Genomic DNA, 17,192 nt, shown 5'->3' with positions numbered 1-17,192 from the left:
GGTGGTCGCCGGAGACAGGGGAGCGGCTGTGGTGGTGCGGGTCCAGGAGTTCGAGCGGGTCCTGAAGACGCTGGCGGAGGTCCAGCGTTCGGAAGCGCGTGACTACTCGTCGTTCAGCGTGCGCGGCAAGCGGTTCGGCTACTTCTGGCCGCGGACCCGGACCGTCGGGCTCAAGCAGGAGATTTCCGAGCAGCTGGCGCTGGTGTCGGAACGCCCGGACGTGTTCGAGGTGCAGTTCACCGCCGGCGGGTTCGGCTGGGTCGTCGTCCACCTCGACCGCATCGACGCCGACGAACTCGCCGAGCTCCTCTACGAGGCCTGGCGCCTGTCCGCCCCCGAGGAGCTCGTCGCCGAAGTGCCCTTCACCAGGATCGCCCGCGCGTAGAGCAGGTCGAACCCCTGCCGCTGCACGTTCTGCTGCGACTTCGAACCCGGCTGCGTCGTGACGACGGCGAGATCGCACCCGGCCTCGGCGGCCGCCGCGAGCCGGGCTTGCAGCAACGCCGTCTGTACGCCGCGGCGCCGGTGCGCCGGCAGGGTCGCCGCGCCGCCGAACTGCGCGATCCCGTCGGTGACGCGGAAGCTCGCCCCGCCGGCGAACTCGCCGTCCCGCTCCGCGAGGTACCGCCGGACGCCTGCCATGTCCCGCAACGCGTTCACCAGCAGCTCGCGGGGGAAGTCCTCGTGCGACGGCAGCCCTTGCCCGTCGGGCACCGCGGTCGCTTCGGCCACCGCGGACAGCCAGGTCTCCAGCTCGTCGTCCCGGCAGGCGCGCACGTCGCCGGGGAACGAACCACGCTCGAGCCGGCGGCCGAGCACGTTCTCGTAGGACTCCAGCCGGTAGCCGCGCGCGGTGAAGAACGCGCCCGTGCCGGCCTCGGCGAGCTGCGAAAGCTCCACCTGCACCGGCGCGCCCAGCTCGGCGAACGCCGCTTCCACCTCGTCGAGCTCCGCGGAACCCGGCAGCCCGGCGAACCCCAGCCCGGCGACCTTGGTGAACGGCGAGTCCGGCTCGGCGAAGGTGGCGACACCCCCGGCGAGCGACCGCGTGAAGCCGGGACCGCCCCCGAGCCGCAGCCGCGTGGCGTCGGCGCACGCCGCGACGAACTGCGCGTCCGCGCGTTCGATGCGCTCGGCCAGAGCTGTCCCGCAAAAGAGCCGTTCCCCGTCCACGCCCTCACCATGCAGGACGCGGACGGGGAACGAAACCGGTTTTCAGCCCTCCACGCGGTGCGAAGCCCAGAACGACGTCAGGTCGGTCGAACCGGCCGCCGCCTGCGCCGCGGCCTTGAACTCCGCCGTGGTCGACACGCCGTACCAGTGCGACTGCGCGTACGACTTCAGCAGGTTCGCCATCGCCGTGTCGCCGATCAGCCGCCGCAGGTCGTGCAGGGTGCACTTGCCGTAGTTGTAGACCACCGTGGAGTACCGGGACGAGTGCGCGTCCCAGTAGGCCATCGAGTTGGTCAGCTTCTCCGCGCTCGACTGCCACGTGATGCCGCAGCCGCTGCCGGTGATCCCGCGGTAGAGGTCGGTGGCGTAGTCGGTGAAGCTCTCGTCCAGCCACGGCGAGTTGTACTCGTCGTCACCGACGATCCCGTAGAACCACTGGTGCGCCAGCTCGTGGGGGAGCGCCGTGGTGGACACGAGGTCCAGCACGAAGCCCGGGTATTCCATGCCGCCGAACCAGAAGTTGTTGTCCAGCACCACGTCGACCTCGCCGTACGGGTAGTCGCCGAAGCGGCCCGAGTGGACGTCGATCGCGTCGGCGGCCAGCGTGAGCATCTGGTTGGCGCTGCTGGTCGAGATCCCGCTGACGGAGTAGACGTTGACCCGCACGCCCTTGCCGGAGGTCGTGGTGATCTTCGCGAACGGCCCGGCGGCCCAGGCGAAGTCGCGCACCTTCGAAGCCACCGCGTGCGTGGTGGTCGTGCTGCCGCTGGTCGTCTCGGTCGACGTCCCGGTGGCCGGGGTCAGCAGGGACGTCGGGTGCACCAGGGTGACGTCGAAGTCGCTGATCACCGTGTAGAACGACTCGCCGTTGTTCGTGTACGGGTCCAGGTGCCAGCCCGCGCCGTCGCGGACGGCGAGCACCGGCAGCGCGTTGCCGATCATGTTGAACGCGCCGTCGTGGCCGAACCGGTCGGCGCCGCTCGGCACGACGATGCTCAGGTCGAACCCGATGCTCGCCGATTGGCCCTGCGCCAGCGGCGTGGGCAGCGTGATCTTCAACGCGGTGCAGTTCACGCTGAGCGCGGACGGCGTGCCACCGGTGACGTTCGTGACGGTGATCGGCGTGCTCGGGCAGCTGCCGTGGTAGTTGTCCCACAGCCGCAGGTACACCTCGGGCAGCGCGGTCGCCGAGCCGTTGGTGAAGCTGACGCTCTGGTGCCCGGTCCAGGTGTCGCCCGCGGTGTTCGACGTCAGGTTCACCGTGTAGGCCGGGTTGATCGGCGTCCGCGTGGAGTCCGCCGGCGCCGCGGTGATCGTCCAGGTGAAGGTGGCGCTGCCGCTGTTGCCGGCCGGGTCCTTCGCCGTCACGGTCACCGAGGACGTGCCCGCGGTGGTCGGCGTGCCGGTGATCTTGCCGGTGCTCGCGCCGATCGCCAGGCCCGCGGGCAGTCCGGTGGCACTGTAGGTGAGCGCGTCACCCTGCGGGTCGCTCGCCTGGATCTGCAGCGAAGCGGCCTGGCCGACGGCACCGGTCTGGGCGCCCGGCGAGGTGACGACCGGCGACTGCGGGTTGCTCGTCCCGGTGGTGGTCAGCGCGAAGTCGTCGAGGAGGAAGTTGGTGGCCAGGCTGGAGTCCTCGGTGCCGGTGATCTTCAGCGTGACCGTCTGGCCGAGGTAGCGCGAGACGTCCACCGTGCGCTGGGCGTACCCGGTGTTCTTGTCGAGGTTCGAGTAGCTGGCCAAGGTGTCGGAACCGGCCTGCACCACCAGCTTGTCGTAGGCGGTGCCGGTCGAGGTCTCCTTCGTGTCGATGTGCGTCCACCACGAGAGCGTCGCCGACGCGCAGCCGGCGGGCAGCGTCAGCGACTGCGACAGGGTGTCGGTGTGGGTGCTGCCGTAACCGTCCAGCCACGCGTCCATCGTCCCGCCGTGCGCGGGTTCGGCCGTGGTGGCCGCGGAGATGACGCCGCTGGTCTGGGTCCACGGCGCGGTGCCGCTCTCGAACCCGCCGTTGGCGACGAGCTGGTCACCGCAGACCGCGGCGGCCTGGGCCGGCGTGGCGACGGCGACGGTGCCCAGCAGGCCGATGGCCACGCCGAGCACGGCAGGAAGCACCCTCGATCTCATGGAGGTCGTCCTTTCCCGGCTCCACCCGTGGGAGCCAGGAGAAGCGTCCTCTGCGCCCCGGATGGGCGGAACCCGCCAAGAGTCGGGTTCCGCAGGCCTGGATGCCCTTTTCGTCGTGTATGCGCGGCAACGTCCGGGTGTACGGATCTTGTACGGCGGCTTGCGAGCTTGGGGTCATCCGACAGGGAGGAAGTCATGGCCCCGAAGTTCAAGGCGCTCACCGCGGCGGTCGGCGCGCTGCTCGCACTGGCCGGGAGCGGTGTCGCGCACGCCGCACCGGCCGCGGTGACCGCCGACGCCACCGGCATGGAGGCGATCTTCAACAACCCGCCCGAGAACGGCGACCGCGACCACTCGATCGAAACGCGGCTGGTGCAGCTGGCCAACGGCACCCCGGCCGGCGCGGAGATCCACGTCTCGCTCTTCAGCTGGACGCGGCCGGCGCTCGCCGAGGCGCTCAAGGCGGCGCAGGCCCGCGGCGTCAAGGTGCGGATCGCCCTCGACGGCGCCGCGGACGACGACCCGGCCAACACCGCGATGCCGATCCTCAAATCCGCCGGGCTCACCCAGCTGGTGTTCTGCGGCACCGGCGGCGACAACACCGGCTGCATCGCCCACGACGGCAGCCCGCACTCGATCAACCACGACAAGCTGTGGATGTTCTCCGAGACCGAGGGCAAGAAGGACGTCGTCGTCATCGGCTCGTACAACCTGACCACCGTGCAGGGCAACCTGTTCAACAACGCCCTGCTCACCTACGGCGACGCGGACCTGTACGGCTTCTACCTCGGCCACATGCAGAAGATGCTGGCGCAGAGGAAGACCAACGACTACTTCGACACCGCCGGCTACCACAAGACGCTGACCACCATGGTCACCAGCTACCTTTCGCCGCGCGCCGACTCGAAGGGCGGCGACTCCGAGGAGTTCGCCACCGACACCTGGGCACAGCTGCTGAAGTACGTCACCAAGTACGAAGCCGGCTGCTCGCTCGACGTCGTGCAGGCCAACATCGCCGACTCGCGCACCCCGGTCGTCGACGAGCTGGTCCGGATCGGCAAGCTGGGCTGCAAGGTCCGGATCGTCTACGACGACATGGGCACCGCGGCGCTGGCCGCCCTCAAGGGCAAGGCGAACGTGACGCTCAAGCGGTTCAACACGACCGTCGGCGACCGCGAGATCTCCGTGCACTCGAAGTACATGCTCTACACGGGCAACTACAGCGAGAAGGCCGGCCGTCAGCTCGTCTTCACCGGCTCGCACAACATCTCCGGCGCGGCCCTGCGCGACAACGACGAGATCCTCGTCAAGGTGGAGAACGCCGGGATCAGCGCGGCCTACGAGGACAACTTCAGCACCATCCTGGCCCGCGCCAAGTGCACGGCCCCGGCTGCCTGCTGACGCTAGGCCGCTTCCGCCAGCACGGCTGCCGCCCGGGTTTCCAGCGGCCGGTAGCCGGCCTGGGCGGCCAGTTTGACCGCGGCTTCGCCGTGGGTGCGCGCCGCTTCGGCGTCACCCACGGCGAGCGCCGCCTCGGCGAGACCGGTCAGCGCCGCGGCTTCGCACCACGTGAAGCTCGTTTCCCGGGCGATCTCCAGCGCCGCCGTCAGGTGCTCGACCGCGTCCGCCGGGCGGTCCAGCCGGAGGCAGGTTTCGCCCAGCGAGGCCAGCGCGGACGCTTCGGTGCCGCGGTCGCCGATGCGGCGGGTCAGTTCCACCGCTTCGGCCGCGTCGGCGAGGGCCCGGGTGGCGTCGCCCGCCCTGGCCTCCATGACCGCGCGGCCGGACAGCGCCGCCGCTTCGCCGTACTGGTAGCCGAGTTCCCGGTTCGCGGTCAGCGCCCGCTCGTAGAGCCCGGCCGCGACGGCGTTCCCGAGATCGCGGTGGACGTGCCCGAGGTCGACCAGCAGCACGGCCACGCTGAACCGCGCGCCGTCGCGTTCGGCGATCTCCAGCGCCCGGCCGAAGTGCCCCAGCGCGGCTTCGAAGTCACCGACCTGGCCGCACGCGAACCCGAGGTTGGCCAGGGCCATCGTGATCCCCGGCATGGCCGTTTCTTCGCACAGCCGCAACGCTTCCAGGCCGCACTCGATCGCTTCGCGCGCGTTGCCGAGGCGCTGGAGCACGGCGCTGAGGTTGTTGAGCGCCGCGGCGCGCCCGGCCGGCCACTCCGCCGCCAGCCCGTCGGTGAGGACCGTCGTCAGGTGGGCCCGTGCTTCGGCGTAGCGGCCGCTGTTGACGCCGGCCAGCGCGATGGACAGCCGCATCGCCGCCTGCGCCTGCCGGTCGCCTTCGGCCTGGGCGGCCGTCAGCGCGGTCGTGGCCGTGTCGATCCACTCGGTGTGGTGACCGCGGTGGTGGAAGAACGCCCGGAGCGCGTCGGCCAGGTGCCAGGCGTGTTCGCGCGGGCCGTGCGCCGCCGCGTGCTCGACGGCGGCGGCGAGGTTCGGCCACTCCGTGTCCAGCCAGGCCAGCGCGTCTTCGGTGCCCTCGAACGCCGGCTCCGGCTCGGGCCGGGGGAGCCGGAGGAAGTGCGGGATCAGCAGCCGGCCTGCCGCGTCGGCGGTGGCCAGGTAGTGGTCGAACAGCCGCCGCCGCGCCGCGTCCGCGTCGGCGGGGGTGTCGTCGGCCGCGACCCGCCCGCCCGCGTAGCTGCGCAGCAGGTCGTGGAAGCGGTAGCGGCCCGGCAGGTGCCGTTCGACGAGGTTGGCCGCGGCGAGGGCCTTGAGCTGCTGGCCGCCGCGTCCGTCGGCGACCGCGGCGAGCCGCGCGGCCACCGGCGCGGTGAACGTCTGGCCCGGCACCAGCGCGAGCCGCCGGAACAGCAGGCGGTGCTCGGCGGGCAGTGCCCGGTACGAAACGGAGAACGCCGTGGTGACGGCGCTTTCTTCGGCGCCGTCGACGCTCAGCCCGGCCAGCGGGTCGCCGCCGGCGAGCTCGCGCGCCAGCTCGGCGATCCCGGACACCTCGCCGGCGCCGAGGTTCGCCGCCGCCAGCCGCAGGGCCAGCGGCAGGTGCCCGCACAACCGGGCCAGCTCCGCCGCCGCGGCCGGCTCGGCGGCGACCGCGGGCGGCCCGAGCACGGTTTCCAGCAGCTGCCGGGAGTCCTCGGCAGGCAGCACGGACAGCGGCACCGCGAGCGCGCCGGTGCGGGCGATGAGGTCGCCGAGCCGCTGGCGGCTGGTGACCAGCACGGTGCCCGACGGCGGCAGCAGCGGCGTCACCTGGGCGCTGTCGCGGGCGTTGTCGAGCAGGACGAGCACCCGCCGGTCGGCCAGCAGCGAGCGCCACAGCGCCGTGCGGGCGTCCGGCTCCGGCGGGATCGCGCGCGGGTCGGTCCCCAGCGCCCGCAGCAGCTGCGCGGCGGCGACGGCCGGGGTGAGCGGCTCGTGGTCCGGGTCGAACCCGCGCAGGTCGAGATAGAGCTGGCCGTCGGGGAACCGGTCGCGGACCCGGTGGGCCCAGCGGACGGCGAGCGCGGTCTTGCCGACGCCCGCGGTGCCGGTGACCACCCGGATGTCGGCACCGGCACCGGGCTCCGCCGGTGCGTCGAGCCGGGCCAGCTCGGCGGCTCGGCCGGTGAAGCCGCGGACGTCGTGCGGCAGCTGCGCCGGGCGGACCGGCTCGGGTGGTGGCTCCGGCGCGGGGTCGAGCGCCGGGTCGGCCGCGAGGATCGCCGCCTCCAGCCGGCTCAGCTCCGGCGAAGGGTCGAGCCCGAGCTCGGTGACGAGCCGGGCGCGCAGGGCGCGGAAGGCGGCGAGAGCGGCGTCGGTGCGGCCTTCGCGGTACAGGGCGAGCATGAGCTGGCCGACGAACCGCTGCCGCAGCGGGTGCGCGGCGACCAGCTTCGTCAGCTCGGCCAGCAGGTCACGGCCCCGGCCGAGCCGCAGCTGCGCGTCGATCCGGTCTTCCAGCGCGCTCCACCGGGCTTCGTGCAGCCCGGCGAGCAGGACACCGGCGACGTCGGCGGACGCGGCCCCGGCGAGCGGCTCGCCCCGCCAGAGCCCGAGTGCCTCGTCGAACAGCTCGACGGCGGCCTCGTCACCGGCCGCGCGGGCCCGGCGGGTGAGGGCGGTGAAGCGGTGGGCGTCGATGGTGTCCGGGTCGGCGCGCAGCACGTAACCATGGCTTTCGGAAGCCAGTTCGGGGCCGCCGTGCGTGCGGAACACCGCCCGCAGCCGCGAAACCAGCGCCTGGACGGTGTTGCGCGCGCTGGCCGGGGGATCGTCGGGCCACAGCAGGTCCACGAGGTGTTCGACGGTGACCGGGCGGGGCGTCTCGAGCAGCAGGACGGCGAGGACCAGGCGCTGCTTGCGGGAACCGAGGTCGACCGGGGCGCCGTCCGCCGTCGCCTCGACGGCGCCGAGGACGCGGAACTCCACCCGGTCACCTCCCCTCACCTGATCGGGTGTGCAAGCGTACTGCAAGCGTGGCGCAGCCCCGGTCCGCCATCCTGGCGGGGCTGCAGGACATGCTCCCGACGATGTCCACGGCCGGCTCGGTCGCCGGGGACCGGCGGATTCGGCTGTCGTTGTTCCACGGGCGGCACGAGCTGGGGTAGGACCACCACGGCGACCCCTCCACGGTCGCCGTGGTGGCCCTTTTCGCTGCCCGCGGCAGCTGCTGCCGGACTCCGGTGGCGGTCCGGGCCTGCTCGACGCAGAATGCGCGCATGCAGCCGACGGTCGTCCGGGTGGCGCGGCTGGCCGACCCGGCCGGGCCCGCCGACGGCGTCCGCGTGCTCGTGGAGCGGCTGTGGCCCCGCGGAACCGCCCGGACGGCGGTGGTCCTCGACGGCTGGTACCGCGGCCTGGCGCCATCGGACCGGCTGCGCACCTGGTACGGCCACGACCCGGAGAGGTTCGCGGAGTTCGCCGAGCGCTACCGTGCCGAGCTGCGCGAGCCGGACCGAGTGGCGGCCCTGGACCGCCTGCGCGAGCTGGCGGGCGACGGCCCGGTGACCCTGCTGACGGCCAGCGCCACCCCGGCAATCAGCCAGGCAGCGGTACTGGCAGCGGTCCTCACCGGCGAGTGACCCGGCATCCGACCCTCTGGGCACGCAACCCGACCCTCTGCGGACGCAGCCCGACTGCCTGGGTACGCAAGTCGACCTCGCGGGGCCCGCCCCGACCTTCGACGTACGCAGCCCGACCCACTGGGTACGCAGCCCGACCCTGTGGGTACGCCACCCGACCTTCTAGGTACGCAACCCGACCCCTACCGGCGGGCACCGCGCCCATCGCGCGCGCCCCGGCTCGGCGCTTCAGGAGCGGGCCGCGTCGGCCGTCACCCGGACCGTGGCCGTGGCCGAGCCGAGCGTGTCGTGGCGGGCCGTCAGCGTGAGCGTCCCCGGCGGCCCCGCGAACGGCCGCAGCCACACCGCGGCCGCGCCACCCGTGGCGCCGAAGTCCAGCACCGGGTCGCCGACCAGCTCGCCCGGGCCGGTCAGCGTCAGCCGGACTCGTCCGGCCGTTCCCGCCCGCAGCGTCCCGAAGCGGTCCGTTGCCGCCACCACCACGCGGGTGGCGTCGCTTCCGTCCGCGCGCAACTCCGGGTCGTCGGGCACGCAGCTGAGCACGTCCGCACCGCGTTCGCCGCTGAACCGGCGGCTGAGGACCAGCCGTCCGGCCAGGTAGCCGTCGATGCGCAGCTGCGGCCGCCGCCCCTTCGGCACCACCAGGTCGGCTGCGAAGGGCGGGTACCGCAGGTGCGGGAAGTCCGCGCGCCTGCTGCGGGCCTCGCCCGCGGGGCGGTCGTCGAGGAACAGCAGCAGGCGGTCGCAGTTGGACCAGATCGTCGCGCCGGCGCCCGGCCCGGCCGGCTGGGCGGTGAAGTCCCACGCGAAACCGGGCTCGACGACCGCCCGCACCTGAGGATCGGCCTGCGAGGCGTAGAAGGCCGCGGCCGGCTTGGGGATGCGGAAGATGTCCGACACCCCGGCGAACTTCGACCCGCCGACCGACCGCTGCCAGCCCGACGGGTAGTCGAACGCGCACCACGCGAGCAACCCGCAATAACGGTCGTCGGCGGCGGCCAGGTCGTGGGCCTTCGCGTGCAGCTCCGCCTGCTGCTGCCGGACGCCGGGGGCATCGGTGCGGCGGTACGCGCGGGCGCCGGCGAGCGTGCCGATCGTCTCCGTCACCAGGTACGGCACCCCCGGCCGCGGCGGGCGCAGCCGGAAGGGCGCCCCGCGCCGGGCGGTGTAGTCGTTGTAGGCCAGGATTTCGACGTCGCTGCCGGCGAACCGGCCGAGCGTGCTGCTGGCCAGCGCGCCGCTCGTCGGGCGGGACGGGTCCAGCTGCCGCGCGAGCCGCCCGGTGCGCTGGTACATCGCCGTCGTCCCGTTGGCCTCGTTCACCCGCGTGCCCCAGACGACGATGCTCGGGTGGTTGCGGTCGCGCACGACCATGCCCTCGATGTCCGCCAGGTTCCGCCGCTGCCAGGCGTCGTCGCCGACGTGGCCCCAGCCGGGGATCTCCTCCCACACCAGCAGGCCCAGCTCGTCGCAGGCGTCGAGGAACGCGCTGGACTGCGGGTAGTGGGAGCAGCGGACCATGGTGCAGTTCAGCTCGCGGCGCAGGATCTCGGCGTCCCGCCGTTGCACGCGATCCGGCAGCGCACCGCCGGCGAAGGGGTACCACTGGTGGCGGTTGAGGCCGAACAGCTGCAGCCGCCGCCCGTTGAGGAAGAACCCCTCGGTGGTGAACCGCGCGTCGCGGAACCCGGTCCGGACCACCCGCTGGTCGACCGCGTGTTTCCCGGACTCGACGGTCACGACGACGTCGCACAGGGCGGGATCCTCGACGTCCCACAGCCGCACCCCGCCGAGCCCGCCGACGTCGAATTCGGCCGTCCTGCCCCGCACCGGCGCGGCCCCGCGCGCCAGCTCACGGCCGCCTTGCCGCACGGAGGCGGTCACCTGGCCCGCGACGGGCGAGTCGAGCGTGCAGGCCAGGTGCAGCGACCGGCCGGGGGAGAGCACGTCGACGGGCCGGGCGAAGACGTCGGTGAGCCGGACCCGAGGCACCGCGCCGACGGTGGCCGGCCGGTAGATCCCGGCCGGCTGGTAGAAGTCGATCACCGACGGCCCGCCCCCGCGCGGCAGGTTGGGCGGCACGTCCAGCGCCCACCGCCCGTCCACGACCACGGCGAGCACGTTGTCGCCCGCCACGACGTCGGGCAGTTCGACTTCGAAGGGCAGGTAGCCGCCTTCGTGGGTGCCGAGGAGCCGGCCGTTGAGGTGCACTTCGGCGTTGGTCATGACGCCGTCGAAGCGGGCGGTGTGGCGTTCGGCCGTGGCCGCGGTGAAGTGCTTGCGGTAGATCCACCGGTCCTGCCAGGACGCGGGATCCCACCCGGTCCACGAAAGCGGCGTCACGCAGTGCGGCAGCTGAACGGGGGAGAGGTCGACCTCGTCGAAGCCGAGCTCGGTGCACCCGTCGTCGTACCGCCCGAACAACCAGAAATCCCCCAGCCGCAGGGCATCCGCCCCGGGCGAGGCATGCCCGGCCGACCCGGCGACGACCCCGAGCAGGGCGGCCCCACCGGCGGCGAGGAACCCCCGCCGGGACAACCGCCCCGCAACTCGGCCATCGGCGACCTCCGGGCTCGGGCTCCGCTGTGTTATCGCTCGTCCCGGGTAAGACGTCACAAACGATCAGGCGGTTGCTCACCGAAGGGTGGAAGCGCGCACCACCAGTTCCGGTGTGAACACGACCTTCCGGTGTTCGTGGTCGCTTTCGGACGCCTCCGCCAGCAGCAGCTCCACCGCCGTGCGGCCCAGCCGGCGCCGTGGCTGGCGGACCGAGGTCAACGGGACCGCGGCCGCCGCGGCGAACTCGATGTCGTCGTAGCCCACTATGGCCAGGTCCTGCGGGACGCTCATGCGGAGGTTCGCGCACGTCTGCAGCAGGCCGAGGGCGACCAGGTCGTTGGCGCAGAACGCCGCCGTCGGGCGGCGGGGGGACGGGAGGCCAGCCAGGCGCTCGCCCGCTCCGCGGCCGTCGGCCACGGTCAGGGCCGTTGTCGTGAGGTCGACCAGGTGGTCCGGGCCGAGGCCCGCCGCTTCCAGGGCGCGCAACGCGCCGAGGCGGCGGTCGCGGACCTGGCCGACACTCGTGTGGTTGCCGATGAACGCGATCCGCTCGTGGCCCTGCTCGATCAGGTGCCGCACGGCGATCTCGCCGCCGTGGACGTCGTCGACCGCGACCGAGCAGTGCGTGGCGCCTTCGGGGGTGCGGTCGACGACCACCAGTGGCGTGCCGCGGCGGGCGATCTCGCCCAGCAGTGGGGCGTCCGGGTCGACCGGCGTGATGAGAATGCCCTGCACGCGCTGCTGTTCGAGGCGTCCGAGGTAGGCCTCTTCGCGCGACGGCTGGTGCGCGCTGTTGCAGAGGAACAGGGACAGGTCGCCCGCGTCCGCGGCGTCCTCCATCCCGCCCGCGACGTCGGTGAAGAACGGGTTGCTGCCGTCGAGCATCACGTACGCCAGGACGCGGCTGCGGCCGGCGCGCAGCTGCCGCGCGGATTCGTTGCGCACGAACCGGAGGTCGGCCATCGCGGCCTCGACCCTCGCCCGGGTCGCCGGGCTGACCCGGTCGGGGCGGTTGAGCACGTTGGACACCGTGCCGAGGGAGACGCCGGCGGCCGCCGCGACCTCCTTCATGCCCGCGGCTCGCGGCTCCCTGACGACCATCGGACCCCCTCGTTGAAACGTAACATCACGGCGACCGACCTGGTGGAGACGCCGTTTGGCCACGGCCGCGCCGATGCATTGACTTCTTCTTCCGCTGCATAGTAGCTTCACCGCACCAGATTTGTGAAACCTTTCAATCCGGAGGTCGCAATGACGCGGCAGGACCCGGGCCGGGCCCCTCTGCTGGAGGTGCGCGGCGTGACGAAGTCGTTCGGCGCGGTCGCGGCGGTCTCCGGCGTGAGCTTCGGACTGCACGCCGGCGAGGCCCACGCGCTGGTGGGGAGAACGGCGCCGGCAAGTCCACGATCGTCAAGATGCTGGCCGGGGTGCACAAGCCCGACGACGGCACGCTGCTGCTGGACGGCGAGCCGGTCGGGTTCGGTTCGCCCGCCGACGCGAAGGCGGCCGGCATCGCGGTCATCTACCAGGAACCCACGCTGTTCCCCGACCTGAGCGTCGCGGAGAACATCGTGATGGGCCGCCACCCGCGCAAGAGCCTCGGCCGGATCGACCGGGCGGCGGTCCGCGCCGAGGCCGAACGCCTGTTCGCGCGCCTCGGCGTCCGGATCGACCCCGCTCGCCCGGCCCGCGGCCTGTCCATCGCCGACCAGCAGATCGTCGAGATCGCCAAGGCGCTCAGCGCCGACGCCCGGGTCCTCGTCATGGACGAACCCACCGCCGCACTGACCCGGATCGAGGTCGAGCGGCTGTTCTCCGTCGCCCGGACGCTGCGCGGGGAAGGCGCCGCGATCATGTTCATCTCCCACCGCTTCGAGGAGATCGCCGAGCTCTGCCAGCGCGTGACGATCATGCGCGACGGCAGGCACGTCTCCACCGACGCCCTCGAGGACGTCACCGTCGACGAGATGGTCAAGCGCATGGTCGGCCGCGACCTCGACGCGTTGTTCCCCAAGCAGGACGTCGAGCCCGGCGCGGTCGTGCTGGAGGTCGAGGGCCTGGCCCGGGAGGGCGTGTTCCGCGACATCTCCTTCTCCGTGCGCGCGGGCGAAATCGTCGCCTTCGCCGGGCTGGTCGGTTCCGGCCGCTCGGAGGTCGTCCAAGCCGTCTTCGGCGTCGACGAGCGGGACGCCGGGGTGGTCAAGGTGAGCGGCAAGAAGCTCAAGCCGCACTCGTCGCGGGCCGCGATGGCCGCCGGGATGGCCCTGGTCCCCGAGGACCGGCGGCAGCAGGGCCTGATCATGGACCTCTCGATCGAGCGGAACGTGACGCTGCCGCGCTCGCGGGCGCTGGCGAAGCTCGGCTTCCTGACCGGCGCGAGCGAACGTCGGGAGGCACGCCGCTGGACCGAGCGGCTGCGCACCAAGTACCGCAGGCTCGGTGACCCCGTCGGCACGCTGTCGGGCGGGAACCAGCAGAAGGTCGTGCTGGCCAAGTGGCTGGCCATGGCGCCGCGGGTGCTGATCGTGGACGAGCCGACTCGGGGCATCGACGTCGGCACCAAGGCCGAGGTCCACCGGCTGATGTCGCACTGGCCGCCGAGGGCGTCGCGATCGTGATGGTGTCCTCGGAACTGCCGGAGGTGCTGGGCATGGCCGACCGCGTGCTGGTGATGCGGGAAGGCCGGATCGTGGCCGAGCTCCCGCGCGCCGAGGCGACCGAGGACTCGGTGATGTTCGCCGCGATGGGGCAGGGGCCGCCGCATGACCGTCACCGAGGAGGCCCGCGTGACGAAGGACCCGGCCGTCCACTCGCGACGGTCGTGGCCGGCGAACGTGCTGAAGGCCCGCGAATCCGGCATCGTGCTCGCCCTGATCGTCCTGGTCGCGTTCACCGCGACGCAGAACTCCCGGTTCCTGTCCGGGCAGAGCATCCGCGACATCCTCCTGGGGACCGCGATCCTGGCGGTGCTCGCCGTCGGGCAGGCGATCGTGATGATCACCCGCAACATCGACCTCTCGGTCGGTTCGGTGCTCGGGCTGTCGGCGTTCGCCGTGGGCACGCTGATGAAGGACAACCCGGGCCTGCCGGTCGTCGTCGCGATCCTGGCCGGGCTGGCCGTCGGCGCGGTGTGCGGGCTGGTCAACGGCGTCCTCGTGCGCTTCGGCCAAGTGCCCGCGCTGGTCGTCACGCTCGGCACGCTCTACGCCTACCGCGGCGTCAGCTACTTCTGGGCCGGCGGACGGCAGATCAACGCCGACAAGCTCCCGGCGTCCTTCCTGGACTTCGGCACCGCGTCGATCCTCGGCGTGCCCTGGCTGGTCCTGATCGCGCTGCTGGTCCTGGTCGCCGCCGGGATCGTGCTCCGGAGCTACCGCGCCGGGCGCGAGCTGTACGCGATGGGCTCGAGCCCGCAGGCCGCGAAGCTCGCGGGCATCAAGGTCGGCCGCAACACCAGCGCCGCCTTCCTGGTCAGCGGTGCGCTGGCGGGACTGGCCGGCGTCCTGTTCGCCGCCCGGTTCGGCACCGTGGACGCGGCCGCCGGCACCGGCTACGAGCTCAACGTCGTCGCCGCGGCCGTGGTCGGCGGGGTGGCGGTGTTCGGCGGCAGCGGCTCGGTCTGGGGCGCGGGCCTCGGCGCGCTGCTGCTGACGGTCATCGGCAGCGCCCTGGCCGTGCTCGACATCAACCAGTTCTGGCAGCAGGCCATCGTCGGTGCGCTGATCCTGCTCGCGATCGGCGCCGACCGGCTCGTCGCCGTGCGCGTCGCCAAGGCACTGAAGAAGAGGGATTCCCATGTCTGACACCGGGAACCGGTTCGGCAGGCTGCTCGGCTGGGACGCCGCCGTCGTGCTCGTCACGGTGCTCGTCCTGCTCGTCGCCTCCGGCGCGGTCGAGAACTTCGGCACCAGCCGCAACTTCACCTTCCTGCTGCTCGACCTGCTCCCGATCGCGCTGGTCGCGCTGCCGATGACGTTCATCGTCGTCACCGGCGAAATCGACCTCTCGGTGGCGAGCACGCTCGGCCTGACGTCGGCGGTGATGGGCTCGCTGTGGAACGCGGGTGGGCGATCGAGACGATCATCCCGCTCTGCATCGTGCTCGGCGCGGTCCTCGGCGCGCTGAACGGCTTCTTCGTCACCGTGCTGAAGCTGCCGTCCCTGGCCGTCACCATCGGCACGCTCGCCCTCTACCGCGGCCTGGCGTTCGTCGTGCTGGGTGACGGCGCGGTCGCCGACTTCCCGCGGGCCTACACGAGCTGGGTCACCGGGACGATCGGTGACGGCCCGATCCCGAACGTCCTGATCCCGCTGGTGGTCGTCGCGCTGGTCTTCGGCGTGGTGCTGCACGCGACCCCGATCGGCCGCGGCGTCTTCGCGGCCGGGCCGGCGAACAGGCGGCCCGGTTCGCCGGCATCCGCACCGGGCGGCTCAAGTTCTGGCTGTACGTCGTGAGCGGCGCGGTCGCGGGGCTCGCCGGGGTGCTGTGGACGCTGCGGTACTCCAGCGCCCGCGCCGACAACGGCTTCGGCCTCGAACTCGCGGTCGTGGCCGCCGTGCTGCTGGGTGGCGTGTCCATCTTCGGCGGCAAGGGCACGCTGCCCGGCGTGCTGGCCGGGGTGGTCCTGCTGGCGTCCCTGCAGAACGCGCTGCGCCTGCAGGACGTGTCGAACGAAGCCCTCAACATCGTGACCGGCGTGCTCCTGATCGTGTCGGTCCTGCTCCCCAACATCGTGACGGCGGCCCGCACGGCAGTGCGTCGCCGTCGGCCGACGGTACTGATCCGGCCAAAAGCAGGCTGGCCTCCAAGCGGCGTGTGACCGTTGCCACGAAAGTCATTCGGCCGTGACTGTGGCTGGATCAGTACCGATCGATACAGCAACTCCGGAAAGGTGACGAAGATGTCCCGACGGTTCCTCACCGGTGCAGTGTCGGCCGGGTTGGTGCTGGTCCTGGCCGCGTGCAGCGGTACGACCAAGAACGACAACGCCGCCTCCGGCGCGGGTGAGTCCACCGCGGCGGCGAACCCGAACGCCGCGGCGAAGGAGGGCGTCAAGATGGCGTTCCTGCCCAAGCAGCTGAACAACCCCTACAGCGACATCGAGGTCAGCGGCGGCAAGGAGGCCCTCGGCGAGCTGAAGGGCGAGTACAAGCTGGTCGGGCCGAACGACGCCAGCGCGTCCTCGCAGGTCAGCTACATCAACACGCTGATCCAGCAGCAGCAGGACGTCATCGGCATCGCCGCGAACGACCCGAACGCGGTGTGCCCGTCGCTCAACCAGGCCCGCAGCGCCGGCATCAAGGTCGTCGCGTTCGACTCCGACGCCGCCAAGGACTGCCGCGACGTCTTCATCAACCAGGCCACCACCCAGGGCATCGGCGAGGCGCTGGCGAAGCAGGCGAAGGACCTTTCCGGCGGCTCCGGCGAGGTCGCGGTCCTGTCGGCGACGCCGAACGCCACCAACCAGAACGCCTGGATCGACGTGTTCAAGAAGGAACTGGCCAAGCCGGAGTACGCGAGCCTGAAGCTGGACAAGGTCGCCTACGGCAACGACGACGACCAGAAGTCGTTCCAGGAGGCCCAGGGCCTGCTGCAGTCGTTCCCCAACCTCAAGGTGATCGTCGCGCCGACCACGGTCGGCATCGCCGCCGCCGCGCGGTACGTCAGCTCGTCCAGCTACAAGGGCAAGGTCGCGGTGACCGGGCTCGGCACGCCGAACCAGATGCGGGCCTTCGTCAAGGACGGCACGGTCAAGCAGTTCGCGCTGTGGAACCCGGCGGACATCGGCTACCTCGCCGCCTACGCCGGTGTCGCGCTCAAGTCCGGCCAGATCACCGGCAAGACCGGCGAGAAGTTCAAGGCGGGCAAGCTCGGCGAGTACACCATCGGCGAGAACGGCGAGATCGTGCTCGGCCCGCCGACGACGTTCGACGCGAACAACATCGACAAGTTCGACTTCTGATGCCACGGTACTGCTTCTGCCTCCAGGTCAAGCCGGACCGGAAAGCCGCGTACGCCGAGCGGCACCGGGCGGTGTGGCCCGAGATGCGGCAGGCCCTGCACGACACCGGCTGGCGCAACTATTCGCTGTTCCTCCGCGACGACGGCCTGCTGATCGGGTACGTCGAGGCGGACGACCTCGAAGCCGCACGGGCCGCGATGGCGGAGACCGACGTCAACACCCGCTGGCAGGCGGAGATGGCGGAGTTCTTCACCGGCCTCGACGGCCGTCCGCCGGATGCGGGGTTCCAGCTGCTCGACGAGGTCTTCCACCTCGACGTCCGGGAAGGACAGTGAT

The 17,192-nt window shown here is 72.1% G+C and carries 12 protein-coding genes and 2 pseudogenes; 9 read left to right on the top strand and 5 right to left on the bottom strand.

What is annotated here, in order from left to right; genetic code table 11:
- The first annotated feature begins 28 nt into the window (after positions 1-28).
- Positions 29-385, top strand: a complete 357-nt coding sequence (locus tag HUT10_RS03045) for an MmcQ/YjbR family DNA-binding protein (protein ID WP_176169765.1) — start codon at positions 29-31, stop codon at positions 383-385.
- Here the strand turns inward: HUT10_RS03045 and HUT10_RS03040 are convergent.
- Positions 310-1,173 carry a GNAT family N-acetyltransferase gene (locus HUT10_RS03040; RefSeq protein WP_176169764.1) on the bottom strand — a complete coding sequence of 288 codons (864 nt, stop codon included), beginning with the start codon at positions 1,171-1,173 and terminating at the stop codon, positions 310-312. The genes HUT10_RS03045 and HUT10_RS03040 overlap by 76 nt on opposite strands.
- A gap of 42 nt (positions 1,174-1,215) precedes the next feature.
- Positions 1,216-3,288: a putative Ig domain-containing protein gene (locus tag HUT10_RS03035; protein WP_176177641.1), complete on the bottom strand. Its 2,073-nt coding sequence runs from the start codon at positions 3,286-3,288 to the stop codon at positions 1,216-1,218.
- 207 nt (positions 3,289-3,495) lie between these two features.
- Between HUT10_RS03035 and HUT10_RS03030 the strand changes: the two genes are divergently transcribed.
- Entirely contained in the window at positions 3,496-4,701 is a 1,206-nt protein-coding gene (locus HUT10_RS03030; RefSeq protein ID WP_176169763.1) for a phospholipase D-like domain-containing protein, read from the top strand.
- A gap of 2 nt (positions 4,702-4,703) precedes the next feature.
- Here the strand turns inward: HUT10_RS03030 and HUT10_RS03025 are convergent, their stop codons facing one another.
- A complete protein-coding gene (locus tag HUT10_RS03025) occupies positions 4,704-7,682 on the bottom strand; it encodes a BTAD domain-containing putative transcriptional regulator (RefSeq protein ID WP_176169762.1) in 2,979 nt (992 codons plus the stop codon).
- A gap of 47 nt (positions 7,683-7,729) precedes the next feature.
- Between HUT10_RS03025 and HUT10_RS51755 the strand changes: the two genes are divergently transcribed.
- Positions 7,730-7,861, top strand: coding sequence for a hypothetical protein (locus tag HUT10_RS51755; protein WP_303246937.1), 132 nt, complete (start codon positions 7,730-7,732; stop codon positions 7,859-7,861).
- A gap of 111 nt (positions 7,862-7,972) precedes the next feature.
- The gene (locus HUT10_RS03020; RefSeq protein ID WP_176169761.1) at positions 7,973-8,335 is read left to right on the top strand and encodes a DUF488 domain-containing protein; all 363 of its coding nucleotides are present in this window, start codon (positions 7,973-7,975) and stop codon (positions 8,333-8,335) included.
- Positions 8,336-8,563: 228 nt separating this feature from the next.
- On the opposite strand, the gene HUT10_RS03015 is transcribed toward HUT10_RS03020, so the two are convergent.
- Both HUT10_RS03015 and HUT10_RS03010 read right to left on the bottom strand, forming a co-directional pair.
- Positions 8,564-10,873 (bottom strand): glycoside hydrolase family 2 protein, encoded by a 2,310-nt coding sequence (locus HUT10_RS03015; protein ID WP_176169760.1) that lies wholly within the window; start codon positions 10,871-10,873, stop codon positions 8,564-8,566.
- Positions 10,874-10,969: 96 nt separating this feature from the next.
- Complete coding sequence (locus tag HUT10_RS03010) at positions 10,970-11,995, bottom strand: LacI family DNA-binding transcriptional regulator (protein WP_176177640.1); 1,026 nt, start codon at positions 11,993-11,995, stop codon at positions 10,970-10,972.
- A gap of 150 nt (positions 11,996-12,145) precedes the next feature.
- Between HUT10_RS03010 and HUT10_RS03005 the strand changes: the two are divergent.
- The 5 genes and pseudogenes from HUT10_RS03005 to HUT10_RS02985 all read left to right on the top strand — a co-directional run.
- A pseudogene (locus tag HUT10_RS03005) lies at positions 12,146-13,649 on the top strand (sugar ABC transporter ATP-binding protein); the annotation flags it as partial.
- Positions 13,650-13,656: 7 nt separating this feature from the next.
- A complete protein-coding gene (locus tag HUT10_RS03000) occupies positions 13,657-14,697 on the top strand; it encodes an ABC transporter permease (RefSeq protein ID WP_176169759.1) in 1,041 nt (346 codons plus the stop codon).
- Positions 14,690-15,713, top strand: a pseudogene (locus tag HUT10_RS02995) (ABC transporter permease). Before HUT10_RS03000 ends, HUT10_RS02995 begins: the two are co-directional and overlap by 8 nt.
- A gap of 81 nt (positions 15,714-15,794) precedes the next feature.
- Entirely contained in the window at positions 15,795-16,856 is a 1,062-nt protein-coding gene (gene rhaS / locus HUT10_RS02990; RefSeq protein WP_176169758.1) for a rhamnose ABC transporter substrate-binding protein, read from the top strand.
- A complete protein-coding gene (locus tag HUT10_RS02985) occupies positions 16,856-17,191 on the top strand; it encodes an L-rhamnose mutarotase (protein ID WP_176169757.1) in 336 nt (111 codons plus the stop codon). Before rhaS ends, HUT10_RS02985 begins: the two co-directional genes overlap by 1 nt.
- The last annotated feature ends 1 nt before the right edge of the window (position 17,192 follow it).

This window comes from Amycolatopsis sp. Hca4, from assembly GCF_013364075.1.
Lineage (GTDB): Bacteria > Actinomycetota > Actinomycetes > Mycobacteriales > Pseudonocardiaceae > Amycolatopsis.
This window is presented reverse-complemented; position numbering and strand designations above follow the sequence as displayed.

Excerpts from the sequence above, each read along its gene's own strand:
- HUT10_RS03030 (WP_176169763.1), top strand. The coding sequence starts at position 3,496 with ATGGCCCCGAAGTTCAAGGCGCTCACCGCGGCGGTCGGCGCGCTGCTC.
- HUT10_RS03020 (WP_176169761.1), top strand. The coding sequence starts at position 7,973 with ATGCAGCCGACGGTCGTCCGGGTGGCGCGGCTGGCCGACCCGGCCGGG.
- HUT10_RS03010 (WP_176177640.1), bottom strand. The coding sequence starts at position 11,995 with ATGGTCGTCAGGGAGCCGCGAGCCGCGGGCATGAAGGAGGTCGCGGCG.
- HUT10_RS03000 (WP_176169759.1), top strand. The coding sequence starts at position 13,657 with ATGACCGTCACCGAGGAGGCCCGCGTGACGAAGGACCCGGCCGTCCAC.
- rhaS (WP_176169758.1), top strand. The coding sequence starts at position 15,795 with ATGTCCCGACGGTTCCTCACCGGTGCAGTGTCGGCCGGGTTGGTGCTG.
- HUT10_RS02985 (WP_176169757.1), top strand. The coding sequence starts at position 16,856 with ATGCCACGGTACTGCTTCTGCCTCCAGGTCAAGCCGGACCGGAAAGCC.